This window comes from Micromonospora sp. WMMD734, from assembly GCF_049178975.1.
Lineage (GTDB): Bacteria > Actinomycetota > Actinomycetes > Mycobacteriales > Micromonosporaceae > Micromonospora > Micromonospora wenchangensis.
Genome location: NZ_JBMHMK010000001.1, coordinates 6,088,677 through 6,104,628 on the forward strand (window position 1 = coordinate 6,088,677; position 15,952 = coordinate 6,104,628).

The following is a 15,952-nucleotide window of genomic DNA, read 5'->3' on the forward strand; positions in this document are numbered from 1 at the left end:
CAGGGGTTCCCGGCCGGGGCGGTTGCCGCTCGTGCCGGGGTCAGTGGTAACGACCGGGGTTCCGGGGTCATTCCCGCAGCTGGTGCGGGGTGGGCCGGGGTGCTGCTGCGGTCGTACCGGGGTGTAACGACCGTGGGTGCCGGGTCATTCCGCCGGCGGCCGGGGCGTCGGGCGGCCCGGGGGTGCTGTTGCGGTCGTACGGATGGTGTAACGCCGGGGGCCCGGTCGGGATTCCGGCCGGCGGGTGCCGCCGGTCACCGGACGTCGACCCCACCCGGCGCATACGACCCGGGTCCGGACGCGGGCCGTGCCCAGGACCGGACACCGGTGCCGGCGGCGCCCGGCACCCCGTCCGGACGGCGTCCGTCGGCCCGGTCGGCGCGGGGCGGCGGGCTGGATCGTGACGGCGGGTGACGACGGCGTTCCTGGCCCGGACAATCGGGTGATTTCCCGACATAACTCCGAGGTTCCGCTGTGACAGTCCCGTTTGTCGGGAGATCCGGCGGTGTCAGACGGAGCGCTTGGTGTCGGCTTGGTAGCGATTGCCTAACGGACGTTCCGCTTCGGTGTGTCGTGTCATAGCCTCCCGCTCACGGACCGAGCCATGGACCGGCGTTGTTCAGGCGGATGACAGAGGTGAGAGATGCAGGCGAGAAGGCTAAGGACGGCCGTGAGCCTCGTGGCCGTTGCAGCCCTGGCGGTCGGCGCGGCCGGCTGTGCGGAGAGTGACCGCGGCGATGACAGCAGTGGCGAGGCCAAGACGGGCGGCACCTTCATCTTCGCCGGTGCCGGTGACCCGAAGAACTTCGACCCGATCTTCAACGACGACGGTGAGTCGTTCCGGCCGGTCCGGCAGATGTACGACACGCTGGTCCAGCACAAGCCCGGCACGGCCGACCTGGTCGGTGGCCTCGCCGAGAGCTGGGAGCACGACCCCGAGGGCAAGGTCTGGACCTTCAAGCTGCGCCAGGGCGTGAAGTTCCACGACGGCACCCCCTTCAACGCCGCCGCGGTCTGCTTCAACTTCGACCGCTGGTACAACATGAAGGGCGCCGCCGCCCAGTCGCAGATGATCTACTACCAGGACGTCTTCGGCGGGTTCGCCAAGAACGAGGCCGAGGGTGCCGGCGAGGCGCTCTACAACAAGTGTGAGGCCAAGGACGACGGCACCGCCGTGGTCACCCTCAACAGGTACAAGGGTGCGTTCCCCGGCGCGTTCGCGCTGACCGCGCTCTCGATCGCCAGCCCGGAGGCCCTCAAGAAGGGTGACGCCGACACGGTCAAGCAGAACGGCGACTCCTTCGAGTACAGCTCGTTCGCGACCACCACCCCGGTCGGCACCGGCCCGTTCACCTTCGGCGGCTGGGACAAGGCCAAGAACGAGATCACCCTGAACCGCAACCCCGACTACTGGGGTGAGAAGGCCAAGGTCGACAAGGTCATCATCAAGGTGATCAAGGACGAGAACACCCGTAAGCAGGAGCTGCGCGCGGGCACCGTCCAGGGCATCGACTTCCCGGCGCCGGCCGACCGCAAGGCGCTGGCCGGTGAGGGCTTCCAGGTCCTCGACCGCCCGGCGTTCAACATCCTCTACCTGGGCATCAACCAGAAGAACCCGAAGCTGAAGGACCTGCGGGTGCGCCAGGCGATCGCCTACGCCCTCAACCGTCAGCAGCTCGTCCAGACCAAGGGCCCGGGTGGCACCAAGGTCGCCGACGAGTTCATGCCGGACACCGTGCTCGGCTACGCCCCGGACGTGCAGAAGTACGAGTACAACCCGGACAAGGCCAAGCAGCTGCTCAAGGAGGCCGGTGCCGAGGGGCTGACCCTCAACTTCTACTACCCGCCGGACGTCTCCCGGCCGTACATGCCGAACCCGCAGGAGATCTTCACCGTCCTGGCCAACGACCTGCAGGCCGTCGGCATCAAGGTCAACGGCACGCCGCGTCCGTGGAACGGTGGCTTCAAGGACGACGTGCAGCAGTTCGGCAAGCAGGACCTGCACATCCTCGGCTGGACCGGTGACTACAACGACCCGGGCAACTTCGTCGGCACCTTCTTCGGCCGGGGCAAGGTCGAGTTCGGCGACCAGGCCATGACCGAGATGTTCGACGCGATCGCCAAGGCCGACGGCACCGTCGACGAGGCGGGCAAGAAGGCGGCCTGGGAGCAGGTCAACCGCGACATCGCCGCGAAGTGGCTGCCGGCCGTGCCGGTCTGGCACGCCCCGCCGGCCATCGTCGTCACCAAGGACGTGCAGGGGATGGTCGCCAGCCCGTTGACCGACGAGCGGTTCAACACGGTCAGCGTCAGCAGCAAGTGACGTCCGTCGGCTGACGCCGTAGGCGTGCATCGGCCCGGGTCGGGAGCAAGTGCCGGCCCGGGCCGATGCCGCGAACATCGAGAGTCTGGTGTGTGAGAGATGTTGCGAGTCATAGTCCGCCGCCTGCTCCAACTGGTGGTGACGCTGATAGCGCTGTCCGCGCTGATCTTCGTCTGGTTGCGGAACCTGCCCGGCGGGCCGGTCGAGGCGCTGCTCGGCGAGCGGGCCACCCCGGAACGACGGGCGCTGCTGATCAAGGCGCTCGGTTACGACCAGCCGATCCTCGTGCAGTACGGCAAGTTCATGCAGCGGGTCCTCACCGGGGACCTGGGCAACTCGATCCGGACCGGTGACCCCGTCACCGACGTCATCGCCCGCGCCTTCCCGGCCACCATCGAACTGGCCATCGCCGCCATGATCATCGCGGTGGGGCTGGGGGTGCCACTGGGCTATCTCGCCGCCCGCTACCGGGGCCGACTCCTCGACAACCTGACCATCGCCGGCACCCTGCTCGGCATCTCGATCCCCATCTTCTTCCTGGGCTACCTGCTCAAGGACGTGCTCACCCAGGACATCCACTGGTTCCCGCCGTCCGGGCGGATCAGCACCGGGATGGACAACACCTCGGTGACCGGGTTCTACGTCCTGGACGGCCTGCTCACCCGAGAGTTCGACGCCAGCGCCGACGCGCTCTGGCACCTGATCCTGCCGGCGGTCACGCTGGCCACGATCCCGCTGGCGGTGATCGTCCGGATCACCCGGGCCAGCGTGCTCGACGTGCTCAACGAGGACTACGTACGGACCGCCGAGGCGAAGGGCCTGCGGCACCGCACCATCCGGGGCCGGCACATCCTGCGCAACGCCCTGCTGCCGGTGGTCACCACCATCGGCCTGCAGACGGGTGCGCTGCTCTCCGGCGCGGTGCTCACCGAGAAGGTCTACAACTGGGGCGGGCTCGGCACCCTGATCACCGACTCGATCAGCGGCGGCCGGGACTACCCGGTGCTCCAGGCGATCATCCTGCTCGCCGCGCTGGTCTTCGTGCTGGTCAATCTGCTGGTCGACCTCTCCTACGCCTTCATCGACCCGAGGGTGCGTGTGCGATGACCGACCCGACCACCCGCCCCGGCGTGGGCAAGCCCCGCACCGGCGACACCCCCACCGACCAGCCCGCCGGGAACCCGACCGAGGACCGCCCCGCCGGGCCGGCCGGCGAGACCCCGGAGCAGCGGCGGGAGCGCAGCATCGGTCGGCTCGGCGACCGCAAGCGGGCCCGGCTCGACGAGTTGGCGCGGGCCACCGCCGACCCGGGCGGGGTCAGCCTCTACCGGGACGCGCTGCGCCGGCTGCGCCGCAACCCGGTGGCCATCGTCGGGGCCGTCATCGTCGGGTTGTTCGTGCTGGTGGCGCTCTTCGCCCCGCTGATCGCCCCGCACGACCCGGTGCAGCGCTTCGACGAGCTGACCCGGGACCTGACCGTGGACAGCATCCCCGGGGCCACCGCCGGGCACCCGTTCGGCTCGGACCCGCTCGGCCGGGACTTCCTCTCCCGGATGATCCACGGCAGTCGGCAGACCCTCTTCGTGGGCGTGCTGGCCACCCTGATCGGCCTCACCCTGGGCGTGCTGCTCGGCGCGATCGCCGGTGCCTTCGGCGGTTGGGTCGACGTGGTGCTGATGCGCCTCACCGACGTGATGCTGGCGCTGCCCAGCCTGCTGCTGGCGATCACCCTGGTCGCGATGGCCAGCCGGTCGAGCCAGTGGACGGTGATCTTCGCGGTGGCGATCGTCAGCGTGCCGATCTTCGCCCGGCTGCTGCGCGGCTCGATGCTGGCCCAGCGGGAGAGCGACCACGTCCTCGCCGCGCGGGCGTTGGGCGTCAAGGAACGCAACATCGTCCTGCGGCACATGCTGCCCAACTCGCTGACCGCGGTGATCGTGCAGGCCACGCTGACCTTCGCGGTGTCGATCCTGGACGCGGCGGCGCTGTCCTTCCTCGGTCTCGGCGACCCGGACATCAACCGGGCGGAGTGGGGGCTGATGCTCGGCGTCGACGGCCAGCGCTACTTCGAGGTCCGCCCCGAGCTGGCCTACTATCCGGCGCTCGCGATCATCGTGGTCGCGCTCGGCTTCACCCTGCTCGGTGAGGCGATGCGCGAGGCGATCGACCCGAAGAACCGGCGGTGACGGCGGTGCGGCGGTGCGGTGTGGCAGGCGGCCCCGGGCCGGACGGGAGCCGGGTGGACCGGCGACCGCAGCCGGAGGCGAACGACCAGCACAGTGAGGATGTGACCCGATGAGCCTGCTCGACGTACGCGATCTGAGCGTGGTGTTCCAACGCCGGGGCGAGCGGCCGTTCACGGCGGTCGACCAGGTCAGCTTCACGGTGGAGCCGGGGCAGACGGTCGGCCTGGTCGGCGAGTCCGGCTGCGGCAAGAGCGTGACCAGCCTGGCGGTCATGGGGCTGCTGCCGAAGCGCGGCAACCGGGTCACCGGCGAGGTGCTGTTCGAGGGCACCGACCTGCTCAAGCTGCGCCCGGACGACCTGCGGGACCGCCGCGGCCGGGACATCGGCATGATCTTCCAGGACCCGCTGTCCTCGCTGAACCCGGTCGTCCCGATCGGGGTGCAGGTCGCCGAGGTGCTGGAGCGGCACCGGGGGATGGACCGCCGCAAGGCGCTGCGGGAGGCCCGGGAACTGCTCGACGCGGTGGGCATCCCCGACCCGGACCGTCGGCTGACGGAGTTCCCGCACCAGATCTCCGGCGGTATGCGCCAGCGTGCCCTGATCGCCATCGCGCTGGCCTGCAAGCCCCGGCTGCTCATCGCCGACGAGCCGACCACCGCGCTGGACGTCACCATCCAGGCGCAGATCCTCACCCTGCTCAAGCAGCTGGTCGACGAGACCGGCACCGCGCTCATCATGATCACTCACGATCTCGGGGTGGTGGCCGGCCTCTGCGACACGGTCAACGTGCTCTACGGCGGCAAGGTGGTGGAGCGGGCCGCCCGGCACGAGCTGTTCGCCCGGCCCCGGCACCCGTACACGCACGGGTTGCTCAACTCGGTGCCCCGGCTCGACTCGGTGCGGGGCGAACGGCTGCACGCGATCCGTGGCTCGGTGGCCGACAACATCCCGTGGGTCGAGGGCTGCGCCTTCGCGCCCCGCTGCGACAACGTGGTGGACGCCTGCCTGGACGGCCCGCCACCGTTGGAGCCCACCGCCACCGGCGGCGACCTGCGGTGCAACAACCCCGTATCGGAGGAGGTGGCGGTGCCGTGACCGAACGGACCGGAAACACGGATGGTGCCGCGACGGACGACGCCGCGACCGGGCAGGCCGGGGCGGGGGGTGCGGCGGAACAGGAGCGGCCGCTGATCGAGCTGCGCGACGTCAAGGTGCACTTCCCGATCAAGAGCGGGCTGCTCTTCGACCGTACCGTCGGCTACGTCTACGCGGTCGACGGTGTCTCCCTGTCGATCAACGCGGGTGAGACGTACGGGCTGGTGGGCGAGTCGGGGTGTGGCAAGTCGACGCTCGGCCGGGGCCTGCTGCGGCTGGTCGAACCGACCGACGGCGAGATCGTCTTCGACGGCACCGACGTACGCGCGCTCAAGGGCGAGTCGATGCGCAGGGCCCGCCGCCGGATGCAGATGATCTTCCAGGACCCGCTCTCCAGCCTGGACCCCCGGCAGTCGGTGGAGTCGCTGCTGGTGGAGGGGCTCAAGGCGCACGGCCTCGCCGACGACAAGGAGGCGACGAACCGGCGGCTGCGGGACACCCTGCAGGCGGTCGGCCTGCCCGCCTCGGCGTTGAGCAGGTACCCGCACGAGTTCTCCGGCGGGCAGCGGCAGCGCATCGGCATCGCCCGCGCGCTGATGCTCGACCCGGACCTGATCGTCGCCGACGAGCCGGTCTCCGCCCTGGACGTGTCGATCCAGGCCCAGGTGCTCAACCTGCTGGAGGACCTCCAGAACGAGCGCGGGCTGACGTACCTGATCATCGCGCACGACCTGGCGGTGGTCCGGCACATCGCCGACACCGTCGGGGTGATGTACCTGGGCGGGCTGGTGGAGGAGGCGGCCAGCGACGACCTCTACCGGGAGCCGATGCACCCGTACACGAAGGCGTTGATGTCGGCGGTGCCGGTGCCGGACCCGCTGGTCGAGGACCGGCGGGAGCGGATCCTGCTCGCCGGTGACCTGCCGTCGCCCACCAACCCGCCGGCCGGCTGCCGGTTCCACACCCGGTGCCCGTGGGCGCAGCCGACCCGCTGCGCCGACGAGCGGCCGGCGCTGCGCGAGGTCGTCGGCGGCCACCGGGTCGCCTGCCACTTCGCCGAGGACATCGCCGCCGGACGGCTGCGCCCGCACGAGGTGGAACCCGAACTGGTCCGGCCGGACGAGGGCGGGACGCCGGGCGACCCCGGTGAGCTGATCCCCACCCCGTGAGCAGGTGACAGGGCCCCCTTCCCGGCGTCGGGAAGGGGGCCCTGCCGTGGGTGCGTCAGCCCTCGGGGCGGTGCAGCAGGGCGAGCGCGACGGTGTGCACGGCGTCGAGGTCGGCCGGGTCGACGAGCTTGGCCGTCCCGCCGGTCACCGCGTACCACTCGTCGGCGTCCTTGTACTGCACGGCGAGGGTGGCCTGGCCGTCGGCGTACCGCGTCTTGAGGGTCAGCTCGCCGGTCACCACGCCCACCTCGTCGGTCATCACCCCGCCGGGGCCGGCAACCAGGTCGGCGGTCAGCTCGCGGGGCCCGCCGGTGCCGCCCGCGTCGGCGGTCATCCCCGCTCCGGGCACCCCGGCCGGGGCGGCAGGCTGCCCGTCGGCGGTCATCCCGGCGGTGGCCGCCCCCGCAGCCTCCGGCGTCGCGTCGGCTCCCGTCGCCGGGGTCCCGGCCGGGTCGGCCCCGGCGTCGGCCGGTGTCAGCGCTTGCTCGCCCATGTGCAGCCCCCCAACATGTCGGTGATGGCGGCCTTCTCGGCGCTGGTCACCGTCAACTTCCAGTGGTGCTTGACCTCTACCCAGTGTTCCGCGTACGTGCACCAGTAGGCGCGGTTCGGCGGCTTCCACTGCGACGGGTCCTGGTCACCCTTGGACCGGTTGGAACTGGCGGAGACCGCGAAGAGCTGCGGCCGGGTCAGGTCGTTGGCGAAGTCGCCGCGCTTGGCGTCGTCCCACTCGTCGGCCCCGGAACGCCACGCGTTGGCCAGCGGCACCATGTGGTCGATGTCCACGTCGGAGGGGTCGGTGAAGGTCCGCCCGTCGTAGACGCTCTCCCACCGCCCGCCGACCACGTTGCAGCCGGAGAGCCGGATGTCCTTGCCGTCGCGCTGGAGCACACTGTCCCGCACGTCGCAGTTCTTGCCGGTGTCCCGCCAGTGTGGGAAGCGGTTCCGGCTGTAACCCTTCATCGAGCCGGCCTCGGCGACGGTCAGCTCCGCGAGCTGCTCACCGACGTTGCCGGAGTTGCCGGGTGGCGCCTCCGGTTCCGCCACCGAGACGTCACAACCACCCGCGCCGAGGGCGAGCAGCGCGGCAAGGGCCGCCGCCACCGCCGCGCGGCCTCCTGATCTGGTACGCACAGACGACACCTTTCCAGCTTGCGGGCTTCCGGCGATCCCGCACAGTACCCAAGGCACGGTTTCCGCGTTTCGTGGCGTCTCCGGTCGAGGGCGTGCAGATTGGTACCCATGACGGCACCCGCTCACGCGCTCCGTATCCGTACCACGGCCGGACGGGGGACGCTGCTCGCCGCGATCCTCGCCTCGGGCATGGTGTTCCTGGACAGCACCGTGGTCAACGTGGCGTTGCCCCGGCTGGGCGCCGACCTCGACGCGACCGTCGCCGGTCTGCAATGGACGGTCAACGGGTACGCGCTGATGCTGGCCGCGTTCGTCCTGCTCGGTGGGTCGCTGGGGGACCGGTTCGGCAGGCGGCGGATCTTCCTGATCGGGGTGGTCTGGTTCGCGGTCGCCTCCGTTCTGTGCGGCCTCGCCCAGGACACCAACCAGCTGATCGCCGCCCGGTTCCTCCAGGGCGCGGGCGGGGCGCTGCTCACCCCCGGGTCGCTGTCGGTGCTCCAGGCGAGCTTCCACCCGGACGACCGGGGCCGCGCCATCGGCACCTGGTCCGGCCTGTCCGGGGTGTCCACCGCGCTCGGACCGTTCGTCGGCGGGTGGCTGATCGACACGCTCTCCTGGCGGTGGATCTTCTTCATCAACCTGCCGCTCGCGGCCGGGGTGCTGCTGGCGGGGGTGCGCTGGGTGCCGGAGAGCCGGGACGAGAACGCCTCCCGCACCGCCGGCCGACGGTTCGACATCGCCGGTGCGCTGCTCGGCGCGCTGGCCCTGGGTGGGCTCACCTACGCCCTGATCGACGCCCCGGTACGGGGGGCCGGCTCCTGGCCGGTGCTGCTCGCCGCCGGCGTCGGGGTCCTCGCCGCGGTCTGCTTCGTGCTGCTGGAACGGCACCGGGGCGAGGGGGCGATGCTACCCACCACGATCTTCGGCAGCCGGCTCTTCTCGGTGCTGAACGTGTTCACCGTGCTGGTCTACGCCGCGCTGAGCGGGTTCACCTTCTTCCTCTCCGTCTACCTACAGAACGTTGTCGGCTGGTCGGCGCTGCGCACCGGGCTGGCCACCGTGCCGATGACGGTGCTGTTGCTGCTCGGCTCGGCGCGGGCCGGGGCGCTGTCGGCGCGGATCGGCCCCCGGCCGCTGCTGACCGCCGGCCCGGTCGCCGCCGCTGCCGGTCTGCTGCTGCTGCGCCGGGTCGGGCCGGGTGCGTCGTACTGGTGGGACGTGCTGCCCGGGGTGCTGCTGTTCGGGGTCGGGCTGACCCTGGTGGTGGCGCCGCTGACCGCGTCGGTGCTGGCCGCCGTGGCGGACCGCTTCGCCGGGGTGGCCAGCGGCTTCAACAACGCCGCGTCGCGCACCGGCGGCCTGCTCGCGGTGGCCGCGCTGCCGCTGCTGGTCGGTCTGTCCGGCACCGGCTACGAGCAGGGCACCGCCCTGACCGATGCGTTCCGGGGGGCGATGACGTGGTGCGCCGGTCTGCTGCTCGGCGGCGCGCTGCTGGCCGCCCTGCTGGTCCACCGCCGGCCGTCCCCGGACCGTGCCCCCGGTCGGGCCGCGCCGTCGACCCGGGGCACGTAGCGGGGACGGGCGGATCGGGGTGGCCGGCCCTGGCGGGATGGGCGCGTCGGGGTGGCCGAGCGCGCCGGGGTGGCCGGCCGGTGGCGGGGTGGGCTCGGCCGGCTGTGCCGCCCCGGGCCGGCAGCCGGCCCGGGGCTGGTGGTCGTGATCCGGGATCGTCCGCTGACGACCACCAGCCCGGACGGTGCGATCAGCGCCGGGTGCGGTTGACGGCGCTGGTGACGGCCTTGATGGAGGCGGTGACGATGTTGGGGTCGGTGCCGACGCCCCACACGGTCTGACCGTTGATGTCGCACTCCACGTAGGCGGCGGCCTGGGCGTCGCCACCCGAGGAGAGGGCGTGCTCGTGGTAGTCCAGCACGCGTACCGCCACACCCACCGACTGGAGCGCATTGACGTACGCGTCGATGGGGCCGTTGCCGACGGCGGTGAGGGTGCGCGCCGCGCCGTCGACGACCACCTGGGCCTCGATCTCGACCTTGCCGTCGACGGTGCCGATCGTGTAGCCGGTCAGGTTGACGGACGGGTCGACCTGGTGGTCGAGCAGGTAGTTGCGGGCGAAGATCTGCCACATGGTGCCCGGGTCGACCTCGCCACCGTCGTGGTCGGTGACCTGCTGCACGACGCCCGAGAACTCGATCTGGAGCCGGCGCGGCAGGTCCAGCTGGTGCTCGGTCTTCATGATGTACGCGACGCCGCCCTTGCCGGACTGCGAGTTGACCCGGATGACCGCCTCGTAGGTGCGGCCCAGGTCCTTGGGGTCGATCGGCAGGTAGGGCACCGCCCAGGTGAACTCGTCGATCGGCACCCCGGCCGCCTCGGCGTCGCGGTGCAGGGCGTCGAAGCCCTTCTTGATGGCGTCCTGGTGGGAGCCGGAGAAGGCGGTGTAGACCAGGTCGCCGGCGTACGGGTGCCGCTCGTGCACGGGGAGCTGGTTGCAGTACTCGACGGCCCGCTTGACCTCGTCGATGTTCGAGAAGTCGATCATCGGGTCGATGCCCTGGGAGAACAGGTTCAGCCCCAGCGTCACCAGGTCGACGTTGCCGGTGCGCTCGCCGTTGCCGAACAGGCAGCCCTCGATCCGGTCCGCGCCGGCCAGCAGGCCCAGCTCGGCGGCGGCGACCCCGGTGCCCCGGTCGTTGTGCGGGTGCAGGCTGAGCACCAGGCTGTCCCGGCGGGGCAGGTGCCGGTGCATCCACTCGATCGAGTCGGCGTACACGTTGGGGGTGGCCATCTCGACGGTGGCCGGCAGGTTGATGATCAGCTTGCGGTCCGGGGTGGGGTCGATCACCTCGATGACCTTGCCGCACACCTCCACCGCGTACTCCAGCTCCGTGCCGGTGTACGACTCGGGCGAGTACTCGTAGTAGATGTCGGTGTCCGGGGTGTGGATCTCGGCATATTTGCGGCACAGCCGTGCGCCCTGGGTGGCGATGTCGGTGATGCCGTCGCGGTCCAGGCCGAAGACCACCCGACGCTGGAGCGTCGAGGTGGAGTTGTAGAAGTGCACGATGGCCCGGTGCGCGCCGCGCAGCGACTCGAAGGTTCGCTCGATCAGGTGCTCCCGGCACTGGGTGAGCACCTGGATGGTGACGTCGTCGGGGATCAGGTCCTGCTCGATGAGCTGCCTGACGAAGTCGAAGTCGGTCTGGCTGGCTGACGGGAAGCCGACCTCGATCTCCTTGTAGCCCATCTGCACCAGCAGCTGGAACATCCGCCGCTTGCGTTCCGGCGACATCGGGTCGATCAGGGCCTGGTTGCCGTCGCGCAGGTCGACCGCGCACCAGCGGGGGGCGGCCTCGACGTGCCGGGTCGGCCAGGTGCGGTCCGGCAGGTCGATCCGGAACTGCTGGTGGTACGGCTGGTAGCGCTGGTACGGCATCCGGCTGGGACGTTGCCGGGCGATCTGATCGGCGTCGGCGTCGGTGGTGACAGGTTGAGCCATGACGGAGTGCTCCCGTGGGTCAGGTGGCGTCAGCATTGCGAAGGTGTCGGCGGGTCGGGCGGCGATGCCCGGACGGTTGCCGAGATGGAGTTCGGATCTGCTGGACGGCGCGGTTCGACTCCGCGACGGGGTGCCGGCCGGTCAGGCCCCGTCGCGGCGACCAAGGAGAAGGTACGCCCGCCACATGACAGAGTGACCCTACGTGATGAGCCGGGGGGTGCAAAGGTGGGTCCGGACTCTGAGATCCGAATCGCACCCGCCACGGGCCGCCGGCCGAGGTCCCGCCACCACCGTCGAGGGGCGGTGGCGTCAGCCGAGCAGCAGGGCGTGGACCGGGTGCCGGCGGCGCAGCGCGGTCTCCCGGCGCAACAGGTCCACGGGCAGCGTGGACGGGTCACCGAGCGGGCCGACGGCGGTCACCACCAGGGGGCGTACCCCGGTGGGCAGGTCCAGGTCGGCGGCGAGCGCGGCCCGGTCGAAGTCGCGGATCTGGCGTACGTGCAGACCGAGGGCGGTGGCCTGGACGCTCAGGTGGGCGATCGACTGGCCCAGGTCGTACGCGCACCGCTCCGGATCGCCCGCGACGTGCGCGCCCACCAGCAGCGCGGCGGCGTGCCGCGCCCAGCGCTGGTCGGCCCCGGTGAGGCTGACCAGGATGCGTTTCCAGGTCTCGTCGTCGCGGCGGCCGAGGGCGAACCGCCACGGCTGGGCGTTGCCGGCCGACGGGGCCCAGCGGGCCGCCTCCAGCAGGGAGGCCGCCTCGTCGCCGGTCAGTTCGGCGGTCGGGTGGAACGCCCGGGGGCTCCAGCGGAAGGCGAGCAGCGGCGTGAGGTGAACCATGCGAAGAGAATCCCGTATGGGGTTTTTGGTGGATTAGCCCGCTATGGCAAATGTGGTCAAGGCCACCCGTAACGCCCGAACGGGTCAGGACGTTTCCGGGCTCGGTTCGGCCGATGCCCCCGACTCCCGCCCGAGCGGCTCACCGGGCACCACCGGCCCGGCCAGCGGCACCGTGTCGGGCGCCGGGCCGGGCGGACCGACCAGGGTCAACGTGCCCAGCGCCGCCCGGACGAAGGTGGGCGTCCCGTCCGGCTGGTAGCAGTAGATGCCCACGTCCAGCGGCGGATTCAGCGAGGCGGACGTGCTCTCCACCGCGTAGCAGGTCCCCGGCACCCCGGGCGGCGTGGTCGCGGTGGAGACCGACAACGCGGTACGCCTGTCGGTGAGCACCTCCAGCCAGTCGGTGAACGGGTGCTGCACCCGGGGGTCCAGCCGGTGCGGCACCGCGTCGTCCCGGTCACCCAGCCGTACGCAGCTCGCCGGCTCGGGGCGGCCGGCCGAGGGCAGGCCGCACTGGAACAACCCGTCCCGGGTGGCGGTGAGCGCGACGTCGGCCGCCCCGTCGAGGGCGCCCCCCGGCACGTCCACCCGCCAACTACCGTCGTTCGCGCTGGTCACGGTGATCTCGCGGGCCGGCCCGCCGGTGCCGGTGAGGGTGTAGCGGGCGGTCAGGTGCCGGTCCCGGGCGGCGGCGGCCAGCGCGGCCAGCTCGTCGCGGGCGCTGTCGACCGTGACGGGTGCCGGAGCGGACGGCGGGGCGGTCGGCGGGACGTCCGGCCCGTCGGAGCCGCAACCGGCCAGCAGTACCAGCACCGACACCACCGGCAGCACCGCCCGCCCCGGCCGCCCCGGCCCCGATCGGTCCGGCGGCCCCGATCGGTCCGGCGGCCGCGGCCCGGTGGGACCGGCCAGGTGGGTCGGCGGCATCCGACGCGCGGGACGGGCCGGTCGGGCCGGCCGCGCCGGGGGAAGGAGGAGCGGGCGGGGGTGGGCATGCACCGGGTCATTCTGCGCCCGGCGACCGCCCCGGACGACCCCGCGCGGACCGGCGACGGGCCGGGCGTGTCGGGTCCCGTCCCCCGCCCGGACCGCGCCGTGCGGCGGTGGCCTGCGCCGGATGGTGGGATCACCCGACCCGCACTCGCGTACCGCCCGATACCCTGGGGTGGTCTGACACGCGCCGCCGGACTTCAGCCGGCGGCGTCGGCACGCTCAGGGTCATCGCTGGGAGGGAGTGCGCCGTCGTGGCACTCGTGGTGCAGAAGTACGGCGGATCCTCCGTCGCCAACGCCGAGCGGATCAAGCGGGTGGCCGAGCGCATCGTCGCCGCCCGCAAGGCCGGCGACGACGTGGTGGTGGTGGTCTCCGCGATGGGCGACACCACCGACGAGCTGCTCGACCTGGCCAACCAGGTCAGCCCCCTACCGCCGGGCCGTGAGCTGGACATGCTGCTCACCGCCGGGGAGCGGATCTCGATGGCGCTGCTGGCCATGGCCATCCACAATCTGGGGTACGAGGCACGCTCGTTCACCGGCTCGCAGGCCGGTGTGATCACCACCTCGGCGCACGGCCGGGCGCGGATCATCGACGTCACCCCCGGGCGGCTCAAGGGCGCGCTCGACGAGGGCTCGGTGGTGATCGTGGCCGGCTTCCAGGGCGTCTCGCAGGACACCAAGGACGTCACCACGCTGGGCCGGGGCGGCTCGGACACCACCGCCGTGGCGCTCGCCGCCGCGTTGCACGCCGACGTCTGCGAGATCTACACCGACGTGGACGGCGTCTTCACCGCCGATCCCCGGATCGTGCCCAACGCCCGGCACATCAGGCACATCACCTACGAGGAGATGCTGGAGCTGGCCGCCTGCGGCGCCAAGGTGCTGCACCTGCGCAGCGTGGAGTACGCGCGTCGGGCAGGCTTGCCGATCCACGTCCGTTCGTCATACTCGACCAACACCGGCACCATGGTCACCGGATCGATGGAGGACCTTCCCGTGGAACAGGCACTGATCACCGGGGTTGCCCACGACCGCAGCGAGGCGAAGATCACGATCGTGGGGGTGCCCGACGAGCCGGGTGCCGCCGCCAGCATCTTCGACACCGTGGCCGGTGCCGAGATCAACATCGACATGATCGTGCAGAACGTCTCCACCGAGGGCACCGGGCGTACCGACATCTCGTTCACCCTGCCCAAGGCCGACGGGCCGACCGCGATGGCCGCGCTCAGCAAGATCCAGGAGCCGGTCAAGTTCAAGGGCCTGCTCTACGACGACCACGTCGGCAAGGTGTCCCTGATCGGCGCCGGCATGCGCTCGCACCCCGGTGTCGCGGCCGGTTTCTTCGCCGCCCTCGGCGCGGCCGGCGTCAACATCGAGATGATCTCCACCTCCGAGATCCGGGTCTCCGTGGTCTGCCGCGACACCGACCTCGACCGGGCGGTACGCGCCATTCACGACCAGTTCGAGCTGGGCGGCGACTCCGAAGCCGTGGTGTACGCGGGAACCGGGCGGTAGCCCCGATGGGACCGCAGCCCACCCTGGCCGTGGTCGGGGCGACGGGGGCTGTCGGCACCGTGCTGTGTGACCTGCTCTCCTCCCGGCGCAACGTCTGGGGGGAGATCAGGCTGCTCGCCTCGGCCCGCTCGGTCGGCCGGCAGGTGCGCTGCCGGGGCGAGGAACTGACCGTCGGCGCGCTCACCCCCGAGGCGTTCGACGGGGTCGACGTGGCGGTCTTCGACGTGCCCGACGAGGTGTCGGCGTACTGGGCGCCGATCGCCGTCGAGCGGGGCGCGGTGGTCGTCGACAACTCGGCCGCGTTCCGGATGGACCGCGACGTGCCGCTGGTGGTGCCCGAGATCAACCCCGAACAGGTGCACCACCGGCCCCGGGGGATCATCGCCAACGCCAACTGCACCACCCTGACCATGATCGTGGCGATCGCCCCGCTGCACCGCGAGTACGGCCTGCGGGAGCTGGTGCTCGCGTCGTACCAGGCGGTGTCGGGGGCGGGGCAGGCCGGGGTGGACGCGCTGCACAGGCAACTCGGCAAGATCGCCGGAGACCGGGTGCTCGGCTCCCGCCCCGGCGACGTCAGGCAGGCGGTCGGCGACGAGCTGGGCCCGTTCCCCGCGCCGCTGGCGTTGAACGTGGTGCCGTGGGCGGGGTCACCGGCCGAGCAGGGCTGGTCGTCCGAGGAGATGAAGGTCCGCAACGAGTCCCGCAAGATCCTCGGCCTGCCCGATCTCAAGGTCTCCGCCACCTGCGTACGGGTGCCTGTGGTGACCGGCCACTCGGTCGCCGTACATGCCGTCTTCGCCACCGAGGTCGACGCCGAGGGTGCCCGGGAGGCGCTGCGCAACGCACCCGGCGTGATCCTGGTCGACGACCCGGAAGCCGGGGAGTTTCCGATGCCCATCGACGCGGTCGGCACCGACCCCTCCTGGGTGGGCCGGATTCGCCGGGCGATCGACGACCCACGCGCCCTGGACTTCTTCGTCACCGGCGACAACCTGCGCAAGGGCGCCGCCCTCAACACCGCCCAGATCGCAGAACTACTAGTCAAACCCCCCCGCCCCTAACCCCACCCCCACCTCCCGGGCCCACCCCCCGCCCCCGCCCCCGCGCCCCCACTCCCTGTCGATCAAGGAGTTGTGGTGCTCACAAAAGGGTCGGAACCGGAGCAAAACGCCCA

The 15,952-nt window shown here is 71.6% G+C and carries 13 protein-coding genes; 8 read left to right on the forward strand and 5 right to left on the reverse strand.

The features are described from left to right. Nucleotides 1-643: 643 nt before the first annotated feature. The 5 genes from ACN267_RS26395 (at nucleotide 644) to ACN267_RS26415 (ending at nucleotide 6,774) form a co-directional block, all read left to right on the forward strand. Nucleotides 644-2,323: an ABC transporter substrate-binding protein gene (locus ACN267_RS26395; RefSeq protein WP_204957383.1), complete on the forward strand. Its 1,680-nt coding sequence runs from the start codon at nucleotides 644-646 to the stop codon at nucleotides 2,321-2,323. A 99-nt stretch (nucleotides 2,324-2,422) separates the two neighbouring features. Continuing rightward, nucleotides 2,423-3,430 carry an ABC transporter permease gene (locus ACN267_RS26400; RefSeq protein WP_088643793.1) on the forward strand — a complete coding sequence of 336 codons (1,008 nt, stop codon included), beginning with the start codon at nucleotides 2,423-2,425 and terminating at the stop codon, nucleotides 3,428-3,430. After that, nucleotides 3,427-4,509, forward strand: a complete 1,083-nt coding sequence (locus ACN267_RS26405; RefSeq protein WP_281902199.1) for an ABC transporter permease — start codon at nucleotides 3,427-3,429, stop codon at nucleotides 4,507-4,509. The genes ACN267_RS26400 and ACN267_RS26405 overlap by 4 nt, the downstream gene beginning before the upstream one ends. 109 nt (nucleotides 4,510-4,618) lie before the next feature. Next, nucleotides 4,619-5,605, forward strand: a complete 987-nt coding sequence (locus ACN267_RS26410; RefSeq protein WP_204957384.1) for an ABC transporter ATP-binding protein — start codon at nucleotides 4,619-4,621, stop codon at nucleotides 5,603-5,605. Nucleotides 5,606-5,697: 92 nt separating this feature from the next. After that, nucleotides 5,698-6,774 carry an ABC transporter ATP-binding protein gene (locus tag ACN267_RS26415; protein WP_421490505.1) on the forward strand — a complete coding sequence of 359 codons (1,077 nt, stop codon included), beginning with the start codon at nucleotides 5,698-5,700 and terminating at the stop codon, nucleotides 6,772-6,774. Between the two features lie 55 nt (nucleotides 6,775-6,829). Here the strand turns inward: ACN267_RS26415 and ACN267_RS26420 are convergent, their stop codons facing one another. After that, nucleotides 6,830-7,267 carry a hypothetical protein gene (locus ACN267_RS26420; protein WP_421489895.1) on the reverse strand — a complete coding sequence of 146 codons (438 nt, stop codon included), beginning with the start codon at nucleotides 7,265-7,267 and terminating at the stop codon, nucleotides 6,830-6,832. Then, nucleotides 7,249-7,908 carry an HNH endonuclease family protein gene (locus ACN267_RS26425; protein ID WP_204957386.1) on the reverse strand — a complete coding sequence of 220 codons (660 nt, stop codon included), beginning with the start codon at nucleotides 7,906-7,908 and terminating at the stop codon, nucleotides 7,249-7,251. Before ACN267_RS26425 ends, ACN267_RS26420 begins: the two co-directional genes overlap by 19 nt. A 108-nt stretch (nucleotides 7,909-8,016) precedes the next feature. Between ACN267_RS26425 and ACN267_RS26430 the strand changes: the two genes are divergently transcribed. Beyond that, nucleotides 8,017-9,480, forward strand: a complete 1,464-nt coding sequence (locus tag ACN267_RS26430) for an MFS transporter (protein ID WP_421489896.1) — start codon at nucleotides 8,017-8,019, stop codon at nucleotides 9,478-9,480. Nucleotides 9,481-9,670: 190 nt separating this feature from the next. Here ACN267_RS26430 and leuA read toward each other — a convergent pair whose 3' ends face one another. The 3 genes from leuA to ACN267_RS26445 form a co-directional block, all read right to left on the reverse strand. Beyond that, nucleotides 9,671-11,425 (reverse strand): 2-isopropylmalate synthase, encoded by a 1,755-nt coding sequence (gene leuA / locus ACN267_RS26435; RefSeq protein WP_421489897.1) that lies wholly within the window; start codon nucleotides 11,423-11,425, stop codon nucleotides 9,671-9,673. 309 nt (nucleotides 11,426-11,734) lie between these two features. After that, nucleotides 11,735-12,265 (reverse strand): nitroreductase family protein, encoded by a 531-nt coding sequence (locus tag ACN267_RS26440; RefSeq protein ID WP_204957391.1) that lies wholly within the window; start codon nucleotides 12,263-12,265, stop codon nucleotides 11,735-11,737. A gap of 84 nt (nucleotides 12,266-12,349) precedes the next feature. After that, nucleotides 12,350-13,087 carry a hypothetical protein gene (locus ACN267_RS26445; RefSeq protein WP_421489898.1) on the reverse strand — a complete coding sequence of 246 codons (738 nt, stop codon included), beginning with the start codon at nucleotides 13,085-13,087 and terminating at the stop codon, nucleotides 12,350-12,352. Between the two features lie 422 nt (nucleotides 13,088-13,509). On the opposite strand from ACN267_RS26445, the gene ACN267_RS26450 reads away from it, so the two are divergent. Further along, complete coding sequence (locus ACN267_RS26450) at nucleotides 13,510-14,775, forward strand: aspartate kinase (protein WP_204957392.1); 1,266 nt, start codon at nucleotides 13,510-13,512, stop codon at nucleotides 14,773-14,775. Between the two features lie 5 nt (nucleotides 14,776-14,780). Beyond that, nucleotides 14,781-15,839 (forward strand): aspartate-semialdehyde dehydrogenase, encoded by a 1,059-nt coding sequence (locus ACN267_RS26455; protein WP_204957393.1) that lies wholly within the window; start codon nucleotides 14,781-14,783, stop codon nucleotides 15,837-15,839. Nucleotides 15,840-15,952 lie beyond the last annotated feature (113 nt).

What these genes read in the sequence shown, in the direction of transcription:
- ACN267_RS26395 (WP_204957383.1), top strand. Translation starts at nt 644, where the DNA reads ATGCAGGCGAGAAGGCTAAGGACGGCCGTGAGCCTCGTGGCCGTTGCA.
- ACN267_RS26400 (WP_088643793.1), top strand. Translation starts at nt 2,423, where the DNA reads ATGTTGCGAGTCATAGTCCGCCGCCTGCTCCAACTGGTGGTGACGCTG.
- ACN267_RS26405 (WP_281902199.1), top strand. Translation starts at nt 3,427, where the DNA reads ATGACCGACCCGACCACCCGCCCCGGCGTGGGCAAGCCCCGCACCGGC.
- ACN267_RS26410 (WP_204957384.1), top strand. Translation starts at nt 4,619, where the DNA reads ATGAGCCTGCTCGACGTACGCGATCTGAGCGTGGTGTTCCAACGCCGG.
- ACN267_RS26420 (WP_421489895.1), bottom strand. Translation starts at nt 7,267, where the DNA reads ATGGGCGAGCAAGCGCTGACACCGGCCGACGCCGGGGCCGACCCGGCC.
- ACN267_RS26430 (WP_421489896.1), top strand. Translation starts at nt 8,017, where the DNA reads ATGACGGCACCCGCTCACGCGCTCCGTATCCGTACCACGGCCGGACGG.
- leuA (WP_421489897.1), bottom strand. Translation starts at nt 11,425, where the DNA reads ATGGCTCAACCTGTCACCACCGACGCCGACGCCGATCAGATCGCCCGG.
- ACN267_RS26440 (WP_204957391.1), bottom strand. Translation starts at nt 12,265, where the DNA reads ATGGTTCACCTCACGCCGCTGCTCGCCTTCCGCTGGAGCCCCCGGGCG.
- ACN267_RS26455 (WP_204957393.1), top strand. Translation starts at nt 14,781, where the DNA reads ATGGGACCGCAGCCCACCCTGGCCGTGGTCGGGGCGACGGGGGCTGTC.